At 63.5% G+C, this 23,464-nt stretch carries 25 protein-coding genes; 13 read left to right on the top strand and 12 right to left on the bottom strand.

The annotated features are described in order from the left end of the window. Positions 1-7: 7 nt before the first annotated feature. The 4 genes from PCE31107_RS12210 to pmbA all read right to left on the bottom strand — a co-directional run bounded on the left by PCE31107_RS12210 (position 8) and on the right by pmbA (position 4,637). Complete coding sequence (locus PCE31107_RS12210) at positions 8-883, bottom strand: branched-chain amino acid ABC transporter permease (RefSeq protein ID WP_150608691.1); 876 nt, start codon at positions 881-883, stop codon at positions 8-10. A gap of 13 nt (positions 884-896) precedes the next feature. Further along, complete coding sequence (locus tag PCE31107_RS12215) at positions 897-1,778, bottom strand: branched-chain amino acid ABC transporter permease (RefSeq protein ID WP_017234878.1); 882 nt, start codon at positions 1,776-1,778, stop codon at positions 897-899. 130 nt (positions 1,779-1,908) lie between these two features. Next, complete coding sequence (locus PCE31107_RS12220) at positions 1,909-3,060, bottom strand: ABC transporter substrate-binding protein (protein WP_130025507.1); 1,152 nt, start codon at positions 3,058-3,060, stop codon at positions 1,909-1,911. A gap of 218 nt (positions 3,061-3,278) precedes the next feature. After that, entirely contained in the window at positions 3,279-4,637 is a 1,359-nt protein-coding gene (gene pmbA, locus PCE31107_RS12225) for a metalloprotease PmbA (protein WP_150608693.1), read from the bottom strand. Between the two features lie 115 nt (positions 4,638-4,752). Here pmbA and yjgA point away from each other — a divergent pair, with 115 nt between their 5' ends. Both yjgA and mog read left to right on the top strand, forming a co-directional pair. After that, entirely contained in the window at positions 4,753-5,358 is a 606-nt protein-coding gene (gene yjgA, locus PCE31107_RS12230; protein WP_130025505.1) for a ribosome biogenesis factor YjgA, read from the top strand. Beyond that, positions 5,358-5,978: a molybdopterin adenylyltransferase gene (gene mog, locus PCE31107_RS12235; RefSeq protein WP_130025504.1), complete on the top strand. Its 621-nt coding sequence runs from the start codon at positions 5,358-5,360 to the stop codon at positions 5,976-5,978. Before yjgA ends, mog begins: the two co-directional genes overlap by 1 nt. A gap of 96 nt (positions 5,979-6,074) precedes the next feature. Here mog and orn read toward each other — a convergent pair whose 3' ends face one another. Further along, positions 6,075-6,713: an oligoribonuclease gene (orn, locus tag PCE31107_RS12240; protein WP_150608695.1), complete on the bottom strand. Its 639-nt coding sequence runs from the start codon at positions 6,711-6,713 to the stop codon at positions 6,075-6,077. 103 nt (positions 6,714-6,816) lie between these two features. Between orn and PCE31107_RS12245 the strand changes: the two genes are divergently transcribed. Both PCE31107_RS12245 and rsgA read left to right on the top strand, forming a co-directional pair. Next, a complete protein-coding gene (locus tag PCE31107_RS12245) occupies positions 6,817-8,064 on the top strand; it encodes a M48 family metallopeptidase (RefSeq protein ID WP_130025503.1) in 1,248 nt (415 codons plus the stop codon). Then, positions 8,061-9,002 carry a ribosome small subunit-dependent GTPase A gene (gene rsgA, locus PCE31107_RS12250; protein WP_150608697.1) on the top strand — a complete coding sequence of 314 codons (942 nt, stop codon included), beginning with the start codon at positions 8,061-8,063 and terminating at the stop codon, positions 9,000-9,002. The genes PCE31107_RS12245 and rsgA overlap by 4 nt, the downstream gene beginning before the upstream one ends. 91 nt (positions 9,003-9,093) lie before the next feature. Here the strand turns inward: rsgA and PCE31107_RS12255 are convergent, their stop codons facing one another. The 6 genes from PCE31107_RS12255 to rpsP all read right to left on the bottom strand — a co-directional run bounded on the left by PCE31107_RS12255 (position 9,094) and on the right by rpsP (position 13,439). Beyond that, positions 9,094-10,032, bottom strand: coding sequence for a CobD/CbiB family protein (locus PCE31107_RS12255; protein ID WP_130027782.1), 939 nt, complete (start codon positions 10,030-10,032; stop codon positions 9,094-9,096). A gap of 135 nt (positions 10,033-10,167) precedes the next feature. Continuing rightward, entirely contained in the window at positions 10,168-10,854 is a 687-nt protein-coding gene (locus PCE31107_RS12260) for a CoA pyrophosphatase (RefSeq protein ID WP_026132134.1), read from the bottom strand. Positions 10,855-11,086: 232 nt separating this feature from the next. Next, positions 11,087-11,473 (bottom strand): 50S ribosomal protein L19, encoded by a 387-nt coding sequence (gene rplS / locus PCE31107_RS12265; RefSeq protein WP_130025501.1) that lies wholly within the window; start codon positions 11,471-11,473, stop codon positions 11,087-11,089. 103 nt (positions 11,474-11,576) lie between these two features. Continuing rightward, on the bottom strand, positions 11,577-12,347 hold the full coding sequence (gene trmD, locus PCE31107_RS12270; protein ID WP_130025500.1) for a tRNA (guanosine(37)-N1)-methyltransferase TrmD: 771 nt from the start codon (positions 12,345-12,347) through the stop codon (positions 11,577-11,579). Between the two features lie 60 nt (positions 12,348-12,407). Next, a complete protein-coding gene (rimM, locus tag PCE31107_RS12275; RefSeq protein ID WP_232424674.1) occupies positions 12,408-13,058 on the bottom strand; it encodes a ribosome maturation factor RimM in 651 nt (216 codons plus the stop codon). 129 nt (positions 13,059-13,187) lie between these two features. Next, complete coding sequence (gene rpsP / locus PCE31107_RS12280; RefSeq protein WP_017234865.1) at positions 13,188-13,439, bottom strand: 30S ribosomal protein S16; 252 nt, start codon at positions 13,437-13,439, stop codon at positions 13,188-13,190. Between the two features lie 199 nt (positions 13,440-13,638). Here rpsP and PCE31107_RS12285 point away from each other — a divergent pair, with 199 nt between their 5' ends. From PCE31107_RS12285 to PCE31107_RS12305, 5 genes are all read left to right on the top strand, one after another. Continuing rightward, the gene (locus PCE31107_RS12285; RefSeq protein ID WP_246181812.1) at positions 13,639-14,844 is read left to right on the top strand and encodes a PQQ-dependent sugar dehydrogenase; all 1,206 of its coding nucleotides are present in this window, start codon (positions 13,639-13,641) and stop codon (positions 14,842-14,844) included. Positions 14,845-15,040: 196 nt separating this feature from the next. Further along, the gene (locus PCE31107_RS12290) at positions 15,041-15,841 is read left to right on the top strand and encodes an META and DUF4377 domain-containing protein (RefSeq protein WP_174966642.1); all 801 of its coding nucleotides are present in this window, start codon (positions 15,041-15,043) and stop codon (positions 15,839-15,841) included. A gap of 9 nt (positions 15,842-15,850) precedes the next feature. Continuing rightward, positions 15,851-16,300, top strand: coding sequence for a TM2 domain-containing protein (locus PCE31107_RS12295; RefSeq protein WP_130025498.1), 450 nt, complete (start codon positions 15,851-15,853; stop codon positions 16,298-16,300). A gap of 9 nt (positions 16,301-16,309) precedes the next feature. Continuing rightward, on the top strand, positions 16,310-17,245 hold the full coding sequence (locus PCE31107_RS12300) for a Rossmann-like and DUF2520 domain-containing protein (RefSeq protein ID WP_150608701.1): 936 nt from the start codon (positions 16,310-16,312) through the stop codon (positions 17,243-17,245). A 187-nt stretch (positions 17,246-17,432) separates the two neighbouring features. Next, the gene (locus PCE31107_RS12305; protein ID WP_130025496.1) at positions 17,433-18,587 is read left to right on the top strand and encodes a PA0069 family radical SAM protein; all 1,155 of its coding nucleotides are present in this window, start codon (positions 17,433-17,435) and stop codon (positions 18,585-18,587) included. A 60-nt stretch (positions 18,588-18,647) separates the two neighbouring features. Here PCE31107_RS12305 and PCE31107_RS12310 read toward each other — a convergent pair whose 3' ends face one another. Then, positions 18,648-19,136, bottom strand: a complete 489-nt coding sequence (locus tag PCE31107_RS12310; RefSeq protein WP_017234859.1) for an Lrp/AsnC ligand binding domain-containing protein — start codon at positions 19,134-19,136, stop codon at positions 18,648-18,650. Between the two features lie 104 nt (positions 19,137-19,240). Here PCE31107_RS12310 and PCE31107_RS12315 point away from each other — a divergent pair, with 104 nt between their 5' ends. From PCE31107_RS12315 to PCE31107_RS12330, 4 genes are all read left to right on the top strand, one after another. Further along, entirely contained in the window at positions 19,241-20,527 is a 1,287-nt protein-coding gene (locus tag PCE31107_RS12315) for a D-amino acid dehydrogenase (protein WP_150608703.1), read from the top strand. A 105-nt stretch (positions 20,528-20,632) separates the two neighbouring features. Beyond that, positions 20,633-21,769: an alanine dehydrogenase gene (gene ald / locus PCE31107_RS12320; protein ID WP_150608705.1), complete on the top strand. Its 1,137-nt coding sequence runs from the start codon at positions 20,633-20,635 to the stop codon at positions 21,767-21,769. A 205-nt stretch (positions 21,770-21,974) separates the two neighbouring features. Next, the gene (gene ubiG, locus PCE31107_RS12325; RefSeq protein ID WP_150608707.1) at positions 21,975-22,673 is read left to right on the top strand and encodes a bifunctional 2-polyprenyl-6-hydroxyphenol methylase/3-demethylubiquinol 3-O-methyltransferase UbiG; all 699 of its coding nucleotides are present in this window, start codon (positions 21,975-21,977) and stop codon (positions 22,671-22,673) included. Between the two features lie 31 nt (positions 22,674-22,704). Continuing rightward, entirely contained in the window at positions 22,705-23,400 is a 696-nt protein-coding gene (locus PCE31107_RS12330; protein WP_174966643.1) for an HAD-IA family hydrolase, read from the top strand. Positions 23,401-23,464 lie beyond the last annotated feature (64 nt).

The following is a 23,464-nucleotide window of genomic DNA, read 5'->3' on the forward strand; positions in this document are numbered from 1 at the left end:
CGTCCGCTTACGTGGAAGAGGCCGAGCGCGTCTTGCCGGCACGGAACCAACGGCGAAAACGCACCGGATCCCAAATGCCCTTGGGCAGGAACAGCACGATCAGCACCAGAATCAGGCCGTTGACCACCAGACGGAAGGCGTCGAACGCACGCAGCAATTCGGGCAGCAGCGTAAGAATCGTGCTGCCGAGCACCGGCCCCACGAGCCCGTTGATACCACCAAGAATCGCCATGGTGAGAATCTCCACGCCACGGTCGAAGCCGAATTCGTTCGGTCCGATGAAGAACGTCAGATGCGCATTGAGTGCTCCGGCCAGCCCGGCGAGCACCGCCCCCAGCACGAACGCCAACATCTTGTAGCCCGTGACGTTGATGCCCATGAGGCCCGCCGCCGTCTCGTCTTCCTTGATGGCTTCGAAGGCACGGCCCACTTTGGAGCGGCGCAGGCGCCACAACACGGCGAGCGCGATCACCACGGCCCCCGCCACATGCCACCACTGCGTGAGTTGAGGAATGCCGTTCAGGCCCAGCGCACCGCCGGTCAGACCCTCGGCGTTGAGCGTCAGCACACGCACGACTTCGCCGAAGCCCAGCGTCGCCATCGCGAGATACACGCCCGACAGACGCAGCGTCGGCTTGCCGATGATGAACGCGATGAGCGCGGGCGCTGCCATGCCACCGGCCAACGACACCGCAAACGGCGTGTCGTAGTTCATCGTGAGCAACGCCGCCGTGTACGCACCGATGCCCATGAACGCGGCATTGGCCATGGCCAGCATGCCGCACGAGAGCGTGAGGTAAATCGACAGGGCCAGCAGCGCATTGGTGCCGAATGTCAGCACCAGATTGCTATAAACCGCCCAGAAATTGTTAAACCAGTCCATTGCGCCCCCGTGATTACGCTTTGCGTTCGAGCACTTTGCCGAACAACCCCTGCGGACGCACCAGCAGGATCAGGAACAACAGGCCGAATGCCACGGCGTCGCGCATGTTCGAGCCGATATACGCGACCGACAACACTTCCGCGAAGCCGAGGAAGAGGCCGCCGATCATCGCGCCGCGAATGTCGCCCATGCCGCCGAGAATGATGACCGCGATCCCCTTGTGCAACATCGGCTGCCCCATCAGCGGGAAGACGGCGTTCGAGTAAAGCCCGATCAGCACCCCCGCCATGCCGCCCAGCCCCGCCGCGGCGAACGACGTCGCCAGGAACAGGCCCTCGACGTTGATCCCGAGCAGGTAGGCTGCCTTCGGCGACTCGGCAATGGCGCGCAGCGCGCGCCCGAGTTGCGTCTTCTTGATCGTGGCAATGAGCACGGCCATGAGCGCAAACGAGATGAAGATGATCGCGAGTTCCAGTACCGTCATGTGCACGCCGGCCACCGTCAGGGTGTCCTGCGGCACGAGTTCGTACGGGAATCGCAGGTTCTCCGCGCCGAAAATACCTTGCACTCCGTTGTTGAGCAGAATGCCCACGCCAATGGTGGCAATCATCGGAATCAGGTGAGGCGCACCGCGTTTGCGCAACGGTTTGAGCACCAGCACGTCGATGAGCAGGCCGACCAGGCCAGCCACCACGACCGCCGTGACGATCGCCGCCCACAGCGGCAGATGAAGACGCACGACGGCTTGCAGCGCCGCATAGGCGCCGACCATGAAGACCGCGCCGTGCGAGAGATTGATAACGCCGAGGATGCCGAACACGAGGGTGAACCCGAGCGCGAACAAGGCGTACACGCACCCGAGGGAGAGTGCGTTGACGAGTTGCTGTTCCAGCATGGTGTCTATTCCAGCCTGAGGGACGGGGACACGCGCCGCACGGGGGTACGGCGTGCGCCAGAAACGCCGATGGGCGTAGCGCCTTTCAGCTCTACGCCCATGCGGACTTCTTCAAGTACTGCCGGGCTGCTTACTTCTCGATGACGTACTTGGTGCCCTTCGTCACGCTGACGATAGGCGCCTGTTGTGCGTCGTACCCGGCCGGCTTGCCGTTCTTGCCCATGGCCTGACGGAACGCAAACTTGCCCGTGGCGCCGTCGTGCGTGACCTTCGGCAGCGCGTCGCGCAGCGCCTTGCGGTCGGCATCCAGGTTGCCCGAGATCTTCACGCTCTTGATTGCGCCCGCCGCGATATACATCGCGTCATAGGCTTGCGCCGCGAACTGGTCCGGAGACACGTTGTACTTCGCCTTGTAGGCGGCGATGAACTTCGTGTTGGCCGGCGTGCTGTTCTCGATCGACCACGGGCTACCCACCCACAAGCCGTCCGAGCTGCCCTTGGCCAGATCGAACACCTTGACCGAGTTCATGCCGTTGCCGCCGATGAACGGCACGTTGATGCCCAACTGACGGGCCTGCACCATGATCGGCGCGCCTTCGGCGATCAGGGCCGACAGCACGATGGCGTCCGGGTTGCTCGCCTTGATCTTCGTGAGCTGTGCCTTGAAGTCCACGTCACCCTTGGCAAACGTCTCGGTCGTCGTGACCGGGATCTTCAGATCGGCCAGCGCCTTCTTGAAGTTGTCGTAGCCGCTCTTGGTGAACACGTCGTCGTTGCCATACAGCACCGCGACTTTCTTGATGCCCGTGTGCTTGGTCGCGACCTTGATGGTCTCGGGCAGCACGTCGGCTTCCGTCACGGAGTTGCGGAAGATGTAGTCGCCGATGGACGTAATGCCGTCAGCCGTATTCGACGTGCCGAACGCCACGGTCTTGGCCGCTTGCGCGATCGGATCGGCCGCCTGCGCCGAGTTCGACAACGTCGGGCCGAAAACCATCAGCACCTTGTCCTGGAAGATCAGCTTCTTGAAGACGTTGATCGCCTCTTCTTTCTTGCCCTGCTCGTCTTCGACCTGCAGTACGAGCTTGTTGCCGTTGATGCCGCCGGCGGCGTTGATTTCGTCAGCCGCGAGCTGGAAACCGTTCTTGATGGCGGCGCCATATTGCGCCGCACCGCCCGACAGTGCCTCGGCCACGCCGATCTTCAGATCGGCTGCGTGAGCCGCAGCCACCATTCCGGTCGCGACAAGCGCGCTCAGCAACTTGGTCATGGTGCTTTTCATGAGTCTTTTTCCTCCAATTCCTGGTCTCTAGTTATGAGAAGGCGCGCCTTATGAGCGCGCCCATTACCCTAACTACCGCGTCTGTTCTTAAGCCACGGCTTAAGAAAACCCCTAAGCATAACGCAAACTACCTGTACCGGACACGGCAAATGGGGTTTTGCCCCGTTGCGGCGCACAAATGCAACGCGTTTATGGCGTCGCAACGGCGATTCGCAGCATCAATGACCGGCGATGGTCATTTGTTCAATCAGGATTGACCCGACCTCCTTGGTACCGCGCACGAGGGCGTCGGCCCCGATCGCCACGATCTGGCGGAACATGTCGTTCAGGTTGCCGGCCAGCGTGATCTCCTCGACCGGATACTGAATTTCGCCGTTCTCCACCCAGAAGCCCGAGGCGCCGCGCGAATAATCGCCCGTCACATAGTTCACGCCCTGCCCCATCAGTTCGGTCACGAGCAGACCGGTGCCGAGCTTGCGCAGCATCGCTCGGAAGTCGTCCGTCGGCGCGGTGAGCTTGCTGTACATGCGCAGGTTGTGCGAGCCGCCCGCGTTGCCGGTCGTCTGCATACCGAGCTTTCGGGCCGAATAGGTCGACAGGAAGTAACCCTGCACCACGCCATCGCTCACCACGTCTCGGGCACGCGTCCTCACGCCTTCTTCGTCGTACGGGGCGCTGCCCATGGCGCGCGGCACGTGCGGATCTTCGTAAATGCCGACATGATCGGCAAACACCGGCTTGCCGAGGGTATCAACGAGGAACGTGGCCTTGCGATACAGCGCGCCACCGCTCACACCCTGCACGAACGCCCCCAGCAGACCGGCGGCGAGCGGTGCCTCGAACAGCACGGCGCACTTGCGCGTGGACAGCTTGCGCGCGTGCAGGCGGGCCAGCGCGCGCTCGGCGGCGTAGCGGCCGACCGTTTCGGGCGAGGCCAGGTCTTCGGCGGCGCGCTTGGACGAATACCAATCGTCGCGCTGCATATGGCGGCCCGATCCGGCAATCGGCGAGACCGACAGGTAGTGTCGCGAATACGGATATCCCGACAGGAAGCCGCGAGTCGTCCCCAGCATGAATTGCGAGTGCTGGGCCGACACGCCGGCGCCTTCGGAATTCCGGATGAGCGGACTCACCTCGAATGCCGCCGTCTCGGCGCGACGCGCCAATTCGACCGCGTCGTCGGCCGAAATGCCCCACGGGTGAAACAACGACAGGTCCTGCGGATGCATCTCCAGCAGTTCGGACTCGGCAAGCCCGGCGCAGTCGTCTTCGGCCGTAAAGCGGGCAATGTTATAGGCCGCATCGACCGTGTCGTGCAGCGCCTTGCGCGAGAAGTCGGACGTGCTGGCATTGCCGCGGCGCTGACCGATGAATACCGTCACACCCACCATCTTGTCGCGATTGCGCTCGATGGTCTCGACCTTGCCGCGACGCACCGAGACCGACAAGCCGTCGCCCTCGGAGATCTCAGCCGCGGCATCGGTGGCGCCGAGCGAACGAGCGTATTGCAGTACGTCGCTGACAATTTCCTTGAGTTGATCTTGGGTATGCGTGAAATGCTGGGTCGCTTGGGACATCGGCGCGATTCGGTCAGTGGCTGAATAGGAACCGCCATCTTAGCGCGACTTCCCCGCCGCCGTGCGTCGGCACGGCAACTATTTGGACGCCGCGCGCCGCGCTACAATAGCGCCCATGACGCACAATCAACGCTTTAACCAAATCGCCCACGCCGAGCTTCCCGACGAAGGCCCGAGCAAATCCCAACGCAAGCGCGAGTCGCATGCCTTGCAGGATCTTGGCGAAGAACTGGTCAATCTGGCCAAGGACGCGCTCGCCCGCGTGCCGATGCCCGAGAATCTCGAACGCGCCGTCAAGGACTGCCGCAAGATCACCGCACATGAAGGCCGCCGTCGCCAGATGCAGTACGTGGGCAAGCAAATGCGCACGCTGCACGAGTCGGAAGTCGAAGCGATTCGCCGCGCCCTCGACGTCATCAAAGGCGTCTCGAAGGCGGAAACGGCCAAGCTGCATGCGCTCGAGCGCTGGCGCGAGCGCCTGCTGGCCAAGGACGAGGCGCTCACCGAACTGCTCGCCCAGCACCCGCAAGCCGATGCCCAGCAACTGCGCACACTGATTCGCAACGCCCGCCGTGAGCAGGCCGCGCAAAAGCCGCCCAAAGCCTTCCGCGAGCTATTCCAGGCGCTCAAGGATCTGCTGGGCACCGGATCGTCCCACGCCGAAACTTCAGACGACGCCGAGAACGAACTGCCGGAATTCCCAACCCGCGAGGAAGAGTGATGGTCGCCCGCTCCCACCCGGACGAACTTCGCGTAGGCCTCGTCTCGATCAGCGATCGAGCGAGTCAGGGTACCTATGACGACCAGGGCATTCCGGCGCTCCAGGCCTGGCTTGGCGCCGCGCTCCGGTCCCCCTGGGTGGCCGAAACTCGCCTGATTCCCGATGATGCCGACGGCATTACCGCCACGCTGATCGACCTGGTCGACACGATGCAGTGCGATCTGGTGCTCACCACGGGCGGCACAGGCCCTGCGCGACGCGACGTCACGCCGGAGGCCACATTGCGGGCGGGTACGAAGGAGATGCCCGGCTTCGGAGAGCAGATGCGTCAGATCAGCCTGCGCTTCGTACCGACGGCCATCCTGTCGCGTCAGGTCGCCGTGATCCGCGAGACGCCGGCGCGTGCCGCGCTCATCATCAACCTGCCCGGGCAGCCCAAGTCGATCAAGGAAACGCTCGAAGGGTTGCGCGATATGGACGGAAAGTCGATCGTGCCCGGCATTTTTGCCGCCGTGCCGTACTGCATCGACCTGATCGGCGGACCTTACATCGAGACCGACGACGCCGTCTGCAAGGCCTTCCGTCCCAAGAGCGCCATTCGCGCACCGAAACCCGCCTGATGGACTGACGACAGGACGTTCCGGGCCATGCCACTCGGCCATCCAAAGCACAACGCCAGCGATGTGGCTGGCGTTGTGAAGTGTCTGTGGTGAAGATCAGGCCGAAGTGGGTGCGGCCGCCTCGGGGGCGCCGGGTACGGTCGTCTTCAGGAAATGCTCGCGGTAGTACACCAGTTCGTCGATCGACTCATGAATGTCGGCCATCGCCGTGTGGGCGGCCCGCTTGTTGAAGCCCTTGTAGACCGCGGGTTCCCAGCGACGGCAAAGCTCCTTGAGCGTGCTGACGTCCAGGTTCCGGTAATGAAAGAACGCTTCGAGCCTGGGCATGTAACGCGCCATGAAACGGCGATCCTGACAGATCGAATTGCCGCACATCGGCGACTTGTTGGGTGGCACGTACTGCGAGAGGAACTCGATCAGTTGCGCTTCGGCAGACGCCTCGTCCACCGCCGATGCCTTCACGCGTTCGATCAGCCCCGAGCGCCCATGTGTCGACTTGTTCCAGTCGTCCATTGCGTCGAGCACGGCGTCCGATTGATGGATCGCGAACACCGGCCCCTCGATGCGGCGCGTCAGCGCGGAGTCCGTGACGATCACCGCCACCTCGATGATTCGGTCGCTGTCGGGCTGCAGGCCGGTCATTTCCATATCGAGCCAGACCAGATTGAACTCGGCGCGCGCAAGCGTCGTCTCGGCATCGGCAGACGTGGGATGTTGGGATGGAATGACAGACATGGTCGGAAGACTCTGGAAAACGCGTCGGTAGGCGACCGGCAAGGGCGCCCCGCCGGTCGAAAGAACTTATAATTCTCGCATACTTCGGATTCTCCTTAAGCGCATGCTCACTTACCTCTTCGTGATCTTCCTGCTGGCGATGGTCATGACCAAGCTTTGGCTGGCCGCTCGTCAGATCCGCCATGTGGTCACCCATCGGGCGGCCGTTCCCGAGCGATTTGCCAGCACGATCACACTGACCGACCATCAGCGGGCCGCCGATTACACGGTCGCCCGCACCCGTCTGGGCATGGCCGAGATCTTTGCCCAGGCGGTACTGCTCGTCGCTTTCACGCTGCTCGGCGGGTTGAACCTGCTGCATATCGGCGTGACCGAGTGGCTCGGCGAAGGCTATCTGGGCCAGATCGCATTGATCGCCGCCGTGCTGTTGATTTCCGGCCTCGTCGATCTGCCCTTTACTTACGTGCGGCAGTTCGTGATCGAACAGCGTTTCGGCTTCAACCGCATGTCGCTCGGGCTGTTCATTGCCGATATGATCAAGGCCACCGCCATCGGCGTCTTGCTCGGACTGCCGTTGCTGTTCGCCGTGCTGTGGCTCATGGAGCGCGCAGGACCGTTGTGGTGGCTGTACACGTGGGTGGTCTGGGTCGGCTTCAATCTGTTCGTGCAGTTCATCTTCCCGCACGTCATCGCCCCGATGTTCAATAAGTTCGAACCGCTCTCGGACGTGTCGCTGGCGCAGCGCATCGAGGGGCTGATGCAGCGCTGCGGCTTCGCGGCGCGCGGTTTGTTCGTGATGGATGGCTCGAAGCGTTCGGCACACGGCAATGCCTATTTCAGCGGCTTCGGCCGCACCAAGCGCATTGTGTTTTTCGATACGCTCATCGAGCGGCTCTCACCCGCCGAAATCGAAGCCGTGCTGGCCCACGAGTTGGGTCACTTCAAGCGTCGCCATATCACGAAGCGCCTGATCGTCGCCTTCGTGCTGTCGCTGGCATTCCTTGCCCTGCTCGGTTGGCTGATCGGCCGCACATGGTTCTACACCGATCTCGGCGTGATGCCGTCGCTGACCGGCAGCAACAACGCGTTGGCGCTGGTGCTGTTCTTCCTCGTGCTTCCAGTGTTCGGCTTTTTCGCCAGCCCGCTCGGCAGCCTGACATCTCGCAAGCACGAGTTCGAAGCCGACGCCTTCGCCGCCAGCCAGACGCAAGCCAGCGATCTGGTCAACGCCCTCGTCAAGCTTTACCAGGACAATGCGTCGACGCTCACGCCCGACCCCGTCTACACCGCGTTCTACTATTCGCATCCGCCCGCCTCCCAGCGCATCGACCGTTTGCTGGGGCACGCATGAAGCGCAGCCTCAAGGGAAAAGCCGCGCCGGCCGAAACAACCGCGCAGGAACGCCGTCACGGCCGAGTCACGGCGGCGCACGGTCGTCACTACGTCGTGGAAGCCGACGATGGCGAAACGGTGCTGTGCTTTCCGCGCGGCAAGAAGAGTGAAATTGCGGTCGGCGACGAAGTCGCCTGGGCGCGCACCGGCGATCAGGGCGTGATTGAAGAGATCCTGCCGCGCCGCAACCTGCTTTACCGCTCAGACCAGTTCAAGAGCAAGCTCTTCGCCGCCAACATCGACCAGTTGGTCATCATGTTGGGCACCGAGCCGTACTTCAGTGAGGATTTGCTGGGCCGAGCACTGGTCGCCTCGGAAGCCAATGCACTGCGACCGCTGATCGTGCTCAACAAGACCGATGTCACCGCGGCCTTGCCCGCTGCGCGCGAGCGCCTGGCGCCCTATCGCGCGCTCGGATACGACGTGCTGGAGCTTTCCGTGCGGGCGGACCCGGAAGGGGCGAAGGCGCTTTTGCTGCCTCGCTTGGCACATCAAGCGTCGTTGCTGCTCGGGCAGTCGGGCATGGGCAAGTCCAGCCTCGTGAACCTGCTCGTCCCCGATGCCGACGCCGCGACACGCGAGATCTCCACGGTGTTGAACTCGGGCAAGCATACGACGACCTTCACGCGAATCTTTCACCTGCCCGAAGGCGGACTGCTCATCGATTCGCCGGGCTTTCAGGAATTCGGTCTGCATCACCTCAAGGAAGGCGCACTGGAGCGCGCCTTCCCCGAGTTCCGTGCGCGGCTCACCGGCTGTCGTTTCTACAATTGCCATCACCTGAAAGAACCCGGTTGCGCGATTCTCGCGGCCGTGTCCGACGGAAGCATCTCGCAACAGCGCCATACGCTCTATGCCCAGCTCGTTCACGAGTCGGAGCAAGAGATTCCCTATTGACGCCTCAGTTGGCGGTAGAGAGAAGCCAGCGCGAGTCGGCCATAAAAAAACCCCGCTTCTGCGGGGTTTTTTGCGGGATCTTGCTTGAGCGTCAGCCCAGCCACACGGCGAGGGTCAGCAGCAGCAACAGGAGCATCCAAAGCAGAACCGCGCGCCAGACCAGGCCGACGGCTGCCTGAAGCGTGCGCGGCGTGCATTCGCTGCCGACAGGCAGGACGGCGTCGTCGCCCTGGTTCAGCGCATCGACGCTCGAGACCTCGGCCAGCGGGCCAGTCAACCGCGCGCCGAGTGCGCCGCTACCCGCGGCCAGCAGAATGCCTTCGTTCTCGTTCGGCCACTGCTTGGCATAGTGGCGCCAGGCATAAATAGCGTCTTCGAAGTTGCCGACGATGGCGAAACCGATGGCGGTCAAACGAGCCGGCACCCAGTCGATGACATAGAAAACCTTGCGCGCGAAGGCCCCGAACGCCGGGCTGCGATCGGGTGCGGGTTCCGTCCAGCGACGCGACAGATATTCGGCGAGACGGTACAACACCGCCCCCGCCGGACCGACCGGCATCAGGAACCAGAAAAACACGCCAAAAACGTGGCGATGCGAGGCAATGACCGCGTGCAACAGTGTGTGACGCACGATCTCGTCCACCGGCATGTCGACCGTGTCGATGCCAATCCACTGATGCAGGATTTCTCGTGCTTCGTTCACGTTATCGTTGTTCAGCGCAACGTGAATGTCCGTGAAGTAGTGACTGAACTGCCGGAATCCCATCGTCAGGTAGACGACGAGCACGTTCCACGCGAAGCCCAGGAAAATGTTGACCCGCATGAGCAGGTAGTAGATGACGCCGACCGCCAGCACAAACGGCAGCACTACGACCAGCCACGCAAGCACGCCATGACGGGGTAGCCCGGCATCGAACGATTGCGACGTATGGGTCGCGTGGGAGCGAATCAGGTTGTAGATCGGGTTTTGCGTGGAGAGGGCACGCATCTGCTCGAGGATCAGCGCGAGGAGTACCGAAAAGAATGTCATGCGTGCGTTCAGATCACCAGACGGAATGGTGTAACGATAGCACAGCTTCTCGCAAATGCCCGCCCCAGGCGCCTGCACGACGCACTCACTTCACGCTATAGGCAGACAACTCGCGAAAACGATCGGTCTCTCGCGTCAGGCCCGCAGGAGCTGATAGAAATTACGTAGCATGCCGGCCGTTGCACCCCAAATGAAGTATTCACCTCCCGCGGGCTTCGGATAGGGCATCGCGTAAAACCGGCGTTCGCCCACCTGATAGTGGAAGACGCGGATCTGATGATGTGCAGGGTCCATCAGGAAATCCAGCGGCACCTCGAAAATCTCGTCGACTTCACCGGCGTCGGCGATGAGATCGAACGGCGGCTTGACCAGGCCCACGACCGGTGCAACACGAAAGCCGGTTCCGGTGACGTAGTCGGGCAGGCGTCCGATCACTTCCACCGCTCCCGAATCGAGACCTATTTCTTCACGCGACTCACGCAAGGCTGTGGCGATCGGCGACAGATCGTCGGGCTCGCGGCTACCGCCAGGAAAGCTCACTTGCCCGGCGTGCGTGCTCAGATGTTGGGTTCGCTGCGTCAGCAGCACAGTCGTGCCATGCGCGCGCATCACCAACGGCACGAGCACGGCCGCCGCGCGCGGCGTAAATTGCGCAGGCGGCGCGAGTTCGATCGCGCCGGCCTCCGGCGTCCAGATCGGCGGGCTCGCGAGCCGGTCACGCAACGCGGCGGGCGTTAGCCGCTCCGCCGGCACCGCAGGCTCCCCCTCGCCCGTCGAGACGATGGGTAACGCTTCAGGATGCAGGATCAGAGGTGGCGCCACGTAGACCTTTGCTGGGTGGAGAACTTCACTATTTTAGCGAGGAAGCCCTGAACACGTACACGCAAACAAAATGCCAATGGCACGGCAATTCGTGGCGTTCGATGACGAGGACACGCCGCAACATCGGCGTCGATGAAAGACAGCACAACGAAAAAAGCACCCCGAAGGGTGCTTTTCCATACGGCTTTGGCTGCGCCCGGCCACGAGGTCGCCAGGCGTAGCGGCGTCCGACTTACTGGGCAGCAGCGGTCTTGCTCTTGAACGAGAGCTTTTCCTTGATACGTGCCGACTTGCCCGAACGCTCACGCAGGTAGTACAGCTTGGCGCGACGAACGTCACCACGACGCTTGACTTCGATGCTGGCGATCAGCGGCGAGTACGTCTGGAACGTACGCTCAACGCCTTCACCCGACGAAATCTTGCGGACGATGAATGCCGAATTCAGGCCACGGTTACGCTTGGCGATGACGACGCCTTCGTATGCCTGAACGCGCTTGCGCGTACCTTCGACCACGTTCACGTTGACGATCACGGTGTCGCCCGGGGCGAATTCGGGAATCGTCTTGTTCGCGGTCAGACGCGCGATTTCTTCCTGCTCGATCTTGGCGATCAGATTCATTTACCACTCCTTGTGCCATCGTATCGGCGTTATATACCGGCATGCCGGCCCCGACAGAGGATGGGTGCAAACCGAATGCCGTCCCCATGACGACACCCGCTACCTACTTGGCCGACGTATCGACCCGCAGGCTTGCCAGCCATGCCTCATCGGCACGACTGAGCAATCCGTTGGCGCGTGCGCTCTCGATCAGATCGGGGCGTTTGCGCCAGGTATTGGTCAACGCCTCGCGGCGTCGCCATTTTTCAATCTCTGCATGATGCCCGCCCAACAGCACGTCGGGCACACGCACCCCTTCGTACTCTTCGGGTCGCGTGTAGTGCGGACAATCGAGCAGGCCATTGACGAAACTGTCCTGCTCGGCCGACTGCTCGTCGTTCAGTGCCCCCGGCAGCAGCCGGATCAGCGAGTCCATCAGTGCCATGGCGGGCAACTCTCCGCCTGACAGCACGAAATCACCGACACTGACCTCTTCGTCCACGACGCGATCGATCAAACGCTGATCGATGGCTTCGTAGCGCCCGCAGAGCAGAATCAATCCCTGCTCCTGTTCGCGCAGTTCCACGACACGACGATGTGTCAGTGGCTTGCCTTGCGGTGACATCAGCAACACCCGGCCGCGCGGTACGCCGGCTTGCGCCTGCGCAGCCTTTGCTGCCTCGATGGCGTCGTCGAGCGGCTTGGCGAGCATCACCATGCCCGGGCCGCCGCCGTACGGCCGATCATCGATCGTGCGGTAGTTGTTATGCGTGAAATCGCGAGGATTCCAAAACCGCAGACCGTAGCGCGACTGCTTGAGCGCCCGGCTGGTGACGCCCCAGTCGGTCAGTGCCCGAAACATCTCGGGAAAGAGCGTCACGACGTCAAACTGCATCAAACCGGTTCCGTCCAGAGGTGCCCGGACACCACAGCGGCCGGGCGATCAATCGGTATCTCAGTAGTCGAGACCCCAGTCGACCACAATGCGCCCCGCCTCGATATCGACGGATTGCACATATTTGGCGACGAACGGGATCAGACGCTCAGCGGTCTTCGCCGACTTGTCGTCGACGGCAGGCGCCTCGTAAGCGACACGCAACACGGTGTGCACGCCGTTGTCGAGCAACCCGACGACCTTGCCAAGCGATTCGTCCTGCAGATTCGTTACCTGGGCACCTATGAGGTCCACCCAGTAAAACTCGTCTTCACCGGCGGTCGGAAACGCACTGCGCGGCACCCAGACCTGAAGGCCCTTGAGTGCCTCGGCAGCCGACCGGTTTTCGCTGCCGCGCAATTGCGCGACCACGGTACCGGAATGTCCTCGACTGTGCAGCACATTGGCCTTGGTGTAGGCCGACTCACCGGGACGACGAAAATACCAACAATCGGCGGACAAGAGACCTTCGCCCTCGCCCGTATGCGGCTGCACCTTGATCCAGCCGCGAATCCCGTAGGCGTCGCCAATGTAACCCAGCTCGACGAGATCGTCGGGCACTTCGGTCACCGGGGCGAGCACCTGCTCGGCACGCATGCCGGCGGCGCGGCGCGCCTCAGCACCGATTTTCAGCGGTACCCGCTCACGTGCGGGTCGAGCGGAACGAACCATGCCAATCCAACGTTGTGACGAACACACGGCGATGACCGCTCCAGATCGCTCGGGAGCAGGCACCGCCGTTCAATTCTCATGCCATCGGCAAACCGACGGCAATGCTGATAGCTTGACTAGCCGAAGCGCTTAGGCAGCAGCCTTGGCGCCTTGCTTGATCAGACGAGCCACGGTCGGCGACAGTTGTGCGCCAACGCCTTGCCAGTACGTCAGACGGTCTTGAGCAATACGCAGACCTTCCGTGCCTTCGGCAGCGACCGGGTTGTAGAAGCCAATACGCTCGATGAAGCGGCCATCGCGACGGTTACGCGAGTCGGTTGCAACGATGTTGTAAAACGGGCGCTTCTTCGCGCCGCCGCGAGCCAGGCGGATAACGACCATAATAAATCCTTGTGAATCCAGAAGTGTTCGGACAGAAAACGCGACATTATAGCGCAAAACCCTCGTCAAAACAAACACTTCCCCGGACACCGGCGGCGCCCCGCCAAGCCGCGCCCGGATTGGGGGACAAGACCGTCGCGTTGGCTCCGGCGGGCACTGGTCTACAATGCACGCATTCTGTGCGTGAAGCGAGTCCAGCATGCAACGATTGACCGGTGGATGGCAACGCCCCGCTCGGCCGCAATGGCCTGTGCGGGTCGCATTGCGAGTCATCCATCTTGTGAGGTATGTGCGTCGGGTCGGTTTGTTTTTCGGCGCTGCGCTGGCGCTGGCCCCATGCCTTGCCACGGCGCGCGACGCCCTTCCCATCGAACGTCTCGTCCTGCCGCCCGGCTTCCACGTCGAAGTCCTCTCCGACCGGGTGCCCGGCGCCCGCGGCATGACGCTTGGCCCGAAAGGCACCTTATTCGTCGGCAGCCGCGCACAAGGCGTTGTCTATGCCATCACACTCGATCCGTCGCGCGCCTATGCGGCCAGGGTCCAGACCGTCGCCACGGGGCTGAACATGCCCGTCGGCGTCGCATTACGCAACGGCGCACTCTATATCTCGGCCGTCTCGCGCATCGTCAAGCTCGACAATATCGAAAGCCGGCTCGACAATCCCGGCAAACCGATCGTCGTCTACGACAAGCTTCCTGGCGAAAGTCACCACGGCTGGCGGTACATCGCATTCGGCCCCGATCAGCGCCTGTATGTCGGCGTGGGCGCACCGTGCAATGTCTGCAAGCGCGACGGCGATCGTTTCGCGATGATCGGCAGCATGAAGCCGGACGGCACCGACTGGCAGGTCGTCGCCCGTGGCGTGCGCAACACCGTAGGCTTCGACTGGCAACCCAGGACACGCACGCTCTGGTTCACCGATAACGGTCGCGATCAACTCGGCGACGACGTGCCGGACGACGAGCTGAACCGCCTCACACGCCTCGGCGAACACTTCGGATTCCCTTACTGCCATGCCGGCAACATCGCGGATCCGGAATACGGGCGAGAGAAACGCTGTGCGGACTTCACGCCCCCCGTGGCAAAGCTTGGCGCCCATGTGGCCGCGCTCGGCGTGCGCTTTTACACCGGCAAACAGTTCCCCAAGGACTATCGCGGCAGTCTGTTCATCGCAGAGCACGGCTCCTGGAACCGGAGCCGCAAGGTCGGCTACCGGGTCGTACGCGTCGTGCTCGACGCCAAGGGCAACGTCGCCAGGCAGGAAATCTTCGCGCAAGGCTGGCTGGGAGACGACGAGTCGGTCTGGGGCCGCCCTGTCGACCTCCTTACGTTACCCGACGGCTCACTGTTGATCAGTGACGATGAGGCCGGCGCGATCTACCGTATTACTTATCGGAAACCGTGACGCGGCCGCACGACGACGACTGACATCGACTCGGGAATCTCACCGCAATGACGATGCAAGGAACTGCACTGACCGGCATTCGGTCAACCTTTCATGGACTCAGGGCTGCACACGGCGTCCGCCGCCTGCGTGTGCCGCGACACTTTCGCTGATCGTGCCCTCCCGGCACGCCCGGCAATTCCACCAAGACATGATCATGACCCAACGCCGACGCTCTTTCCTGCCCGCCTCGTTCGCCATCTATATGGCAACGCTCCTCGTGCCGGCGGCCATGTTGGCCGGCTGCGCCGCCCCGTCGGGCGGCGCCGGTCCATCGCAGGCGTCGCCCGGCGCGCCGGCCGCCGCCACCGCCCCGGCCGACATCCTCGGCACCTGGCAACTGATGCGATGGGAAGGTGTCGACGACTTGCCAAGTCTGCCGGAAAGCCGCGCCATCAACCTGACCTTTAACGACAAGGGGGCGTTCTCTGGCTCGGGCGGATGTAACCGGATCTTCGGCCAGTACTCGGTGGGGCCGGCCAAGGGCCAGGTCAGCCTTCAGGCGCCGGCCGCCACGCGCATGGCTTGCCCGGACTCGATGGCCTTCGAAGACCGCTACCTGAAGACGCTTCCCCGCGTCACCCGTTTCGAACGCCGCGACACACAGTTGATTTTGCGCACCCCGAATGGTGAGACGCTGACCTACGCCTCTCAGACGTTGCTGGATCGTCCGGTCGCCAGCACCACCAAGACAGAAGACCGTATTGTCGATGTCGATTCGCAAATGGCGGATTGCGTGGGCGTCGCGCCGCGAAAGTGCCTGCGCGTGCGCAACGCCGACGATTCCGGGAAAGCGCCGTGGGAACTCTGGTATGCCCACATCGATGGCTTCTCGTGGAAGCCCGGCGTAGAATATCGCGTGAAAATCCACGGCGAACCCGTCGTCAATCCGCCCGCCGATGCGTCGAGCATGCGCTGGACGCTGGTCGAAGTCATTCGCGAAACGCCAGCCCGATAACCCATCCCAATGAATGCAGTCGCCTATAAATCCAAGACCCTGACCGCGGGCCTGGCAATGCTGTTCGGCACGCTGGGGCTGCATCGTTTCTACCTGTATGGTCTGCGCGACCGCTTCGGGTGGGCCCATGTCGTGGGATCGGCCTGCGGTGTAGCGGGTTGGGGGCTGCTGGTCACGAGTGAGCTGCAGTCTCCCGCCGGATGGGGCCTGACGATTCTCGGCGCCATCTCGCTGTTTTCCGCATTCCTGGCGGCGATTGTCTACGGACTTCGGCCCGACGAGCGCTGGGATGCCCAGTTCAACGCCAGCGCCCAGCGCAAATCGCGCTCGGGGTGGATCGCCGTCATCATCGTAAGCGTGTCGCTGTTCGTGGGTGCGATGTTGATGATGGTTGGCCTCGCCGTGGCGTTCCAGACCTATTTCGAAACGCACGACACGCCGAATCGCCTGTCGCAGTAACGCATCAGCATGACCCCACGCTCCGCCACCACGCCCCCTCGACCGACACTCGGCTTCATCGGCGCCGGTCGCGTTGCATGCGCCCTCGCGCTCGCGGCGGCACGCGCGGGGTATGAGGTGACGGCGATCGCAAGCCGACGCCTCGATGCAGCGCAACGCGTCGCGGTCGCCCTGCCGGCGTGTAAGCCCCTGCCAATCCACCGGCCGAACGACATGAACGCGGTCTTCGCCCATGCCGACCTTGTCTTCCTGAGCGTTCCCGACGACGCCATCGCCTCGTGCGCCGCGCATCTGTCGCCGAGCGCCGGGCAGGCACTGGTGCATTGCAGCGGCGCCTCGGAAGTCGGTCTGCTCGCGGCCGCCACCCAACACGGTGCGCAAATTGGCGGCTTCCACCCACTGTTTCTTTTTGCCGGTCTCGATGACGACGCGATGCGCCTGCCGGGCAGCGCCGTTACCATCGAAGCCGACGCCCCGCTGAACGCTGTGCTCCACGCGCTCGCGAGCGCGATGGGGTGCCGCGCCCTGTCGATCCCGGCGGGCGAACGGATGCGATATCACGCCGGCGCCAATTACGCCGCCAGTTTTCTGCTGTGCCTGCTTGATGAAGCTACCCAGCTCTGGCAAGCGATCGGCATGCCGGAAGCCGACGCCCAAGACGCCATGTGGCCGCTGGTCATGGGCACCCTCACCGCCGCCCGCGAGCGCGGACTCGCCGGTGCGCTCTCCGGCCCGGTGTCGCGGGGCGACGCAGGCATCGTCACCCGCCACACCGAAGCGCTCGCCTCGCTGGGCGGCAATCACGCGACGCTGTATTCGCTGCTGACGCTCCGGGCGATTCACCTCGCCCATCAACGCCCGAACGCGGACGGCGCCGCACTCGACGCCATCGCACGCGCCATCGCGCCATATTTGCCGCCGTCCGCCCCGGAAAGCGCCGCATAAGGGCATCCAGCGCCTCCAGCCCATCCAACCGCTCGACGCTCCCCACCCGCGCCACCCCGCCTCGCCCGCCAGTCCGTTCTGTGTCATGCCTGCCCCTCGGATACTGTACAAAAACACAGTATAATGACAAGCATTCCTCGCGAACGCCCTGCCTTCGCGCCCCGGACTGCCATCAAGGAGACAAGTCATGGCTTCCTCATTCGCGCCGCCCCCGTCGCGTAAGGGCCGAGGCGCTACCGCGAATCTCGAATCGCGCTTTTCCGAATTCCGGCGCGAAAGCGATGAGACCCGACATGAATCGGATGCTGCCCAAGAATGCGAGGTCAAGTTCGTCACGCAAGTCGCGCTGGAAAATGCGCGAACGATCATCTCGCGCAATCAATCGACGGACATTCCCTTCGACCGTTCGATCAACCCATATCGGGGATGCGAGCATGGCTGCGCCTATTGTTTTGCGCGTCCCACGCACGCCTATCTCGGCCTCTCGCCGGGGCTCGACTTCGAAACCCGCCTTTACGCGAAACACAACGCCGCCGAGCGCCTCGACGCCGAGTTGCGCAAGCGCGGCTATCAGCCCGCCCTGCTCGCACTCGGCGCAAACACCGACCCGTACCAGCCCATCGAACGTGAATACGGCATCACCCGCAGCGTGCTGGAAGTGCTCGAGCGTTTCGGCCATCCCGTCGGCATCACCACGAAATCCGCGCTGGTCACGCGCGACATCGACATCCTGTCGCGAATGGCGCAGCGCGGTCTGGCCCGCGTATTCATCTCAGTGGGAACGCTCGATGCGGAAATCGCCCGCAAGATGGAGCCGCGCGCCAACACCCCGGCACGTCGCATCGAGGCCATCCGCAAGCTGACGGACGCGGGTATCCCCACCGGGGTGATCGTGGCGCCCATCGTGCCGGCGCTCACCGATTTCGATATCGAACGGGTATTGACGACGGCGGCGCAAGCCGGCGCAACGTACGCGGGCTATGTGATGCTGCGACTGCCGCGCGAAGTTCACGATGTTTTCGTGACGTGGCTCGAAGCGCATTACCCGCTCAGAGCACGCCACGTCATGAGCCTGATCGAGCAGGTGCGCGACGGCAAGCACAACAGTTCCGAGTTCGGCACGCGCATGCGCGGCACCGGTTTGCATGCGGAGTTGATCCGTCAGCGCTTTCATCTGGCCGCCCGCAAGTTGGGCCTCAATCAGGCGCGACCGCCGTTGCGGAACGATCAGTTCAAGGTCCCTGCACCGGCAACCTCGAGCGCCGCCAATGGACGGCAAACCGCCGCGCAAGCCACCGTAGCCGGGACGGACAAGGCCGACCCGCAGATGCCACTCTTCTAAAGAGGGACGCCGAACGCAACGGCAACTTAGGTTTATCGAAGCCCTCCCGCTGCCCCCCGCTCACTCCTCGACGTGGATGGTGAGCGTCTCCTTGATCTCCTCCATCACCACGTAGCTCTTCGACTGCACGGCCCCTGGCAGTTGCAGTAGGATGTCGCCGAGCAACTTACGGTACTCGGACATCTCTCGAATGCGCGCCTTGATCAGATAGTCGAAGTCGCCCGAGATGAGATGGCACTCCATCACCTCCGGGATGCGCAGCACTTCCCGCCGAAACTGATCGAACATGTTGCCGGACTTGTGATCGAGCGTGATCTCGACGAATACCAGCAACGCGGCGCCAAGCGCGGCCGGATTCACCCGGGCGTAGTACCCCATGATCACGCCGTCGCGCTCCATGCGTTTCACGCGCTCGATGCAAGGCGTAATCGACAGGCCGACCTGCTCGGCGAGGTCTTTCATCGACATCCGCCCGTCTTGCTGAAGCAGCGCGAGAATGCGCCGATCGAGGCGATCCAGCGTTCGGATCGATTGCTGCTGGACTCTCATTACTTATTCCTGAATTTCAGATATATACATTAACTAAACCTACCAATCAGATAATACTATGCCAATTATTACTGGATAACCATGGTTTTACAGGAGTCAACGCAATGAAGGTCATCGTTCTCGGTAGCGGCGTCATCGGCGTCACCAGCGCCTATTACCTGGCGAAGGCCGGGCACGACGTCACGGTGCTCGATCGTCAAGCCGGACCGGCGCTCGAGACCAGCTTCGGCAACGCCGGCCAGATTTCGCCGGGCTACGCCTCGCCGTGGGCAGCGCCGGGCATTCCGATGAAGGCCATCAAGTGGTTGTTCCAGAAGCACGCCCCGCTCGCCATCCGTCCGGACGGCACGCTCACGCAACTCAAGTGGCTCTATCAAATGCTGCGCAATTGCACGCCCGAGCGTTATGCCGTCAACAAGGAACGCATGGTGCGGATCGCCGAGTACAGCCGCGACTGCTTCCGTGCGCTGCGCGCGGAGACGGGCATTCCTTACGAAGGTCGTCAGGCGGGCACGCTGCAACTGTTCCGTACCGACGAGCAACTGGCGAACGCCGCGCGCGACATGGCGGTGCTTGAAGAGGCCGGTGTGCCGTTCGAGTTGCTCGACCGCCAGGCACTCGCCAGCGCCGAGCCGGCATTGGCGGCCGTTGCTCACAAGCTCGCGGGCGGCCTGCGCCTGCCCAACGATGAAACCGGCGACTGCCAGTTGTTCACCACGCGTCTGGCGGCGATGGCCGAGGGACTCGGCGTGAAATTCCGCTACGACATGCCGATCGACGGTTTGAACGTTGCCGGCGACAAGATCGATGGCGTGGTCTGCGCAGGCACGGTGCAACGCGCCGACGCCTACGTCGTCGCCCTCGGCTCGTACACCACACCGTTCCTGCGCGGCCTCGTCGACATCCCGGTGTATCCGCTCAAGGGATACTCGATTACGGTGCCCATCGTCGACGCATCGCGCGCGCCGGTGTCGACCGTGCTCGACGAGACCTACAAGATTGCCGTCACCCGCTTCGACGACCGCATTCGCGTTGGCGGCATGGCCGAAGTGGTCGGCTACGACAAGACGCTCAATCCGGCTCGCCGCGCCACGCTGGAAATGGTCGTGAACGATCTGTATCCAGGCGCCGGCAACACGGCCGACGCCTCGTTCTGGACAGGGCTGCGCCCGATGACCCCCGACGGCACGCCGATCGTGGGCGCCACCGCCCTGCGCAATCTGTTCTTGAATACGGGACACGGCACACTGGGCTGGACGATGTCCTGCGGCTCCGGGCAGTTGCTGGCCGACCTGATGTCGGGACGGCGGCCCGCGATTCTGGCCGACGATCTGTCGGTGGCGCGCTACAGCCGCGCGCCCGACGCGCAGGCCCAACCGGCCTTCGCCTGAGCTTCCAGACGGCACCTTCGGGTGCCGTTTTGATTGGCGCCGCCGAAACGTTGGCATGCGCTGTCGTCACTTTTTGCTGTCACATCACAAAAAAGGAGACGCATCATGAAAATCGGTGTACCCAAGGAGATCAAGAACCACGAATACCGCGTCGGCATGACGCCCGCCGCCGTGCGCGAAGTCGTCGCCCGCGGGCACGAAGTGTGGATCGAGACCCAGGCCGGCGCCGGCATCGGCATGGACGACACGGTCTACGCCGCCGCCGGTGCTCGCATTGCCGCAACGGCGGTCGACGTGTTCGATCGCGCCGAACTGATCGTGAAGGTCAAAGAGCCGCAGGCCGTCGAACGCGCCCGCCTTCAGCCCCATCACACACTCTTCACGTATCTCCATCTCGCCCCCGATCCCGACCAGACCCGTGACCTGCTCAAGAGCGGCGCCACGTGCATTGCCTATGAGACGGTGACCTCTGCGAATGGCGGACTTCCCCTGCTCGCCCCCATGTCCGAGGTCGCCGGACGCATGTCGATCCAGGCCGGGGCCACCGCGCTCGAAAAGACGCATGGCGGACTGGGTCTGCTCCTCGCCGGTGTACCGGGGGTGGAAGCCGGCAAAGTCGTGATCCTGGGCGGTGGCGTTGTTGGCACCAATGCCGCGACGGTGGCCGTGGGCATCGGCGCGCAGGTGACGGTGATCGACAAATCGGTCGACGCGTTACGCCGCCTCAATGCGCAGTTCGGTGGCCACGTGCAGACGGTCTATTCGACGCAACACGCCATCGAAACGCATTTGCACGACGCCGATCTCGTCATCGGCGGTGTCCTCATTCCGGGCGCGGCGGCGCCGAAACTCATTACGCGCGCGATGCTCGGGCTCATGCGCAAGGGCGCTGTCATCGTCGATGTCGCAATCGATCAGGGCGGTTGTTGCGAGACCTCACACGCGACGACGCATGCCGATCCGGTCTACGTCGTGGACGGGATCGTGCACTATTGCGTCGCCAACATGCCCGGCGGCGTGCCGCGCACCTCCACGTTCGCGCTCAACAACGTGACGCTGCCGTTCATTCTGCAACTGGCCGATCATGGGCCGGTCGCCGCGATGCGCGCCGATCCGCACCTGCTTGCCGGACTCAATGTGGCACGCGGCAGGGTGACCAACCGTGGTGTCGCCGACGCGCTGGGCCTGGTCTATCACGATCCGCATGCCGTACTGGCGGACTTACTACCGGCCGCAGCGTAAGCACAACGAGGTAGACGCGAGGCATGGCGCGACGCCGGGGATCTTCACACCCGGCGCCGCGCCATGCCTCGCGCTTTGGACATGGGCACACTCCCTTCGTTATACTTGCCTCATCTCGACGGCGCCCACCGGTCAAGCCGGTCCCCGGGCACGTGCTGCCGCGCGGCATTCTGCCCGTCCCCAAGCCGTCCCTGTCCATGAGCAAGTGATGAACGCCGACCCGCAAGAACTCAATAAATTCAGTGAATTGGCCCACCGTTGGTGGGATCCGCACAGCGAATTCAAGCCGCTGCACGAAATCAACCCGCTGCGCCTCGACTGGATCGAGCAGCATGTGCCGCTCCACGGCAAGCGCGTGCTCGACATTGGCTGCGGCGGCGGCATTCTCTCCGAATCGATGGCGCGCCAGGGCGCACACGTCAAGGGAATCGATCTGTCGAAAAAGGCGCTCGGCGTGGCCGATCTGCACAGCCTCGAAGCCGGCCTGTCCATCGACTACGAAGAGATCTCCGCCGAGGCGCTCGCCGCGCGCGATGCGGGTACGTACGACGTCGTGACCTGCATGGAGATGCTGGAACACGTGCCGTCGCCGGCATCCGTCGTGGCGGCCTGTGCAACGCTCGTCAAACCGGGCGGTCATGTGTTCTTCTCGACGCTCAACCGTAACCCGAAGGCCTGGCTGCTGGCCGTGGTCGGCGCCGAATACGTGCTGCGCATGCTGCCGCGCGGCACGCACGATTACGCCAAGTTCATCCGTCCGTCGGAACTCGCGTCGTTCGTCCGCGCCAGCGGCCTGACGGTGCGGGATCTGCGCGGCATGACCTACAACCCGCTGAGCAAGCGCTACGCGATCAACCGCGATACCGACGTCAACTACATGATCGCGTGCACCCGCGATGCCTGATATGTTCGAGCCCCCCGCCCGAGTCCCCGGCATGTCCTTCGCCGCCGATGCGCAACTGCTCAACGGCAACGTTCACGCCGTGCTGTTCGATCTGGACGGCACGCTGGCCGACACCGCGCTCGATCTCGTCGCCGCCGTCAACAAGGTACGCACCGACCGCGGTCTGCCACCGGGCCCCTACGAGACGCTGCGCCTGCAAGCGTCGCACGGCGCGCGCGGGCTGATCGGCAGCGCCTTTGGCGTCGCCCCTGAGGATGCGGCGTTCCCTTCCTTGCGCGACGCCTTCCTCGCCAATTACGAAGCTGCCTTGTGCGTGCAGAGTCGCCTGTTCGACGGGATTCCCGCGCTGCTCGAGGCCTTGGCCGCGCGTGGTATGCCGTGGGGCATTGTGACCAACAAGGCCGCGCGTCTGACCGATCCGCTCGTCAAACTGCTCGGGCTCGCCGAGGGCGCCGCGTGCGTGGTGTCGGGTGACACGACGCCGCACAGCAAGCCTCACCCCGCCCCCCTGCTGTACGCCGCCGAGTGCATGGGCATCACGCCCGGGCGCATCGTGTACGTCGGCGACGACCTGCGCGACATTCAGGCGGGCAAGGCGGCAGGGATGGCGACTGTCGCGGCGGCCTATGGCTATTGCGGCGACTCGCTGGCCCCTGCCGAGTGGCAGGCGGACGCTGTCGTCGAACACGCGGGGGCGATCGCCCCGCTGGTAATGTTGCCGGCCTGACGGGTCGGGTCATTACCTCCCGGGACAGGGCCACCGCAGCCGATCCCGGGTCTGTCTCGCCGCG

It is taken from the genome of Pandoraea cepalis, assembly GCF_902459625.1.
Lineage (GTDB): Bacteria > Pseudomonadota > Gammaproteobacteria > Burkholderiales > Burkholderiaceae > Pandoraea > Pandoraea cepalis.

Excerpts from the sequence above, each read along its gene's own strand:
- PCE31107_RS12210 (WP_150608691.1), bottom strand. The coding sequence starts at position 883 with ATGGACTGGTTTAACAATTTCTGGGCGGTTTATAGCAATCTGGTGCTG.
- PCE31107_RS12215 (WP_017234878.1), bottom strand. The coding sequence starts at position 1,778 with ATGCTGGAACAGCAACTCGTCAACGCACTCTCCCTCGGGTGCGTGTAC.
- PCE31107_RS12220 (WP_130025507.1), bottom strand. The coding sequence starts at position 3,060 with ATGAAAAGCACCATGACCAAGTTGCTGAGCGCGCTTGTCGCGACCGGA.
- pmbA (WP_150608693.1), bottom strand. The coding sequence starts at position 4,637 with ATGTCCCAAGCGACCCAGCATTTCACGCATACCCAAGATCAACTCAAG.
- yjgA (WP_130025505.1), top strand. The coding sequence starts at position 4,753 with ATGACGCACAATCAACGCTTTAACCAAATCGCCCACGCCGAGCTTCCC.
- mog (WP_130025504.1), top strand. The coding sequence starts at position 5,358 with ATGGTCGCCCGCTCCCACCCGGACGAACTTCGCGTAGGCCTCGTCTCG.
- orn (WP_150608695.1), bottom strand. The coding sequence starts at position 6,713 with ATGTCTGTCATTCCATCCCAACATCCCACGTCTGCCGATGCCGAGACG.
- PCE31107_RS12245 (WP_130025503.1), top strand. The coding sequence starts at position 6,817 with ATGCTCACTTACCTCTTCGTGATCTTCCTGCTGGCGATGGTCATGACC.
- rsgA (WP_150608697.1), top strand. The coding sequence starts at position 8,061 with ATGAAGCGCAGCCTCAAGGGAAAAGCCGCGCCGGCCGAAACAACCGCG.
- PCE31107_RS12255 (WP_130027782.1), bottom strand. The coding sequence starts at position 10,032 with ATGACATTCTTTTCGGTACTCCTCGCGCTGATCCTCGAGCAGATGCGT.
- rplS (WP_130025501.1), bottom strand. The coding sequence starts at position 11,473 with ATGAATCTGATCGCCAAGATCGAGCAGGAAGAAATCGCGCGTCTGACC.
- trmD (WP_130025500.1), bottom strand. The coding sequence starts at position 12,347 with ATGCAGTTTGACGTCGTGACGCTCTTTCCCGAGATGTTTCGGGCACTG.
- rimM (WP_232424674.1), bottom strand. The coding sequence starts at position 13,058 with ATGGTTCGTTCCGCTCGACCCGCACGTGAGCGGGTACCGCTGAAAATC.
- rpsP (WP_017234865.1), bottom strand. The coding sequence starts at position 13,439 with ATGGTCGTTATCCGCCTGGCTCGCGGCGGCGCGAAGAAGCGCCCGTTT.
- PCE31107_RS12285 (WP_246181812.1), top strand. The coding sequence starts at position 13,639 with ATGCAACGATTGACCGGTGGATGGCAACGCCCCGCTCGGCCGCAATGG.
- PCE31107_RS12290 (WP_174966642.1), top strand. The coding sequence starts at position 15,041 with ATGACCCAACGCCGACGCTCTTTCCTGCCCGCCTCGTTCGCCATCTAT.
- PCE31107_RS12295 (WP_130025498.1), top strand. The coding sequence starts at position 15,851 with ATGAATGCAGTCGCCTATAAATCCAAGACCCTGACCGCGGGCCTGGCA.
- PCE31107_RS12300 (WP_150608701.1), top strand. The coding sequence starts at position 16,310 with ATGACCCCACGCTCCGCCACCACGCCCCCTCGACCGACACTCGGCTTC.
- PCE31107_RS12305 (WP_130025496.1), top strand. The coding sequence starts at position 17,433 with ATGGCTTCCTCATTCGCGCCGCCCCCGTCGCGTAAGGGCCGAGGCGCT.
- PCE31107_RS12310 (WP_017234859.1), bottom strand. The coding sequence starts at position 19,136 with ATGAGAGTCCAGCAGCAATCGATCCGAACGCTGGATCGCCTCGATCGG.
- PCE31107_RS12315 (WP_150608703.1), top strand. The coding sequence starts at position 19,241 with ATGAAGGTCATCGTTCTCGGTAGCGGCGTCATCGGCGTCACCAGCGCC.
- ald (WP_150608705.1), top strand. The coding sequence starts at position 20,633 with ATGAAAATCGGTGTACCCAAGGAGATCAAGAACCACGAATACCGCGTC.
- PCE31107_RS12330 (WP_174966643.1), top strand. The coding sequence starts at position 22,705 with ATGTCCTTCGCCGCCGATGCGCAACTGCTCAACGGCAACGTTCACGCC.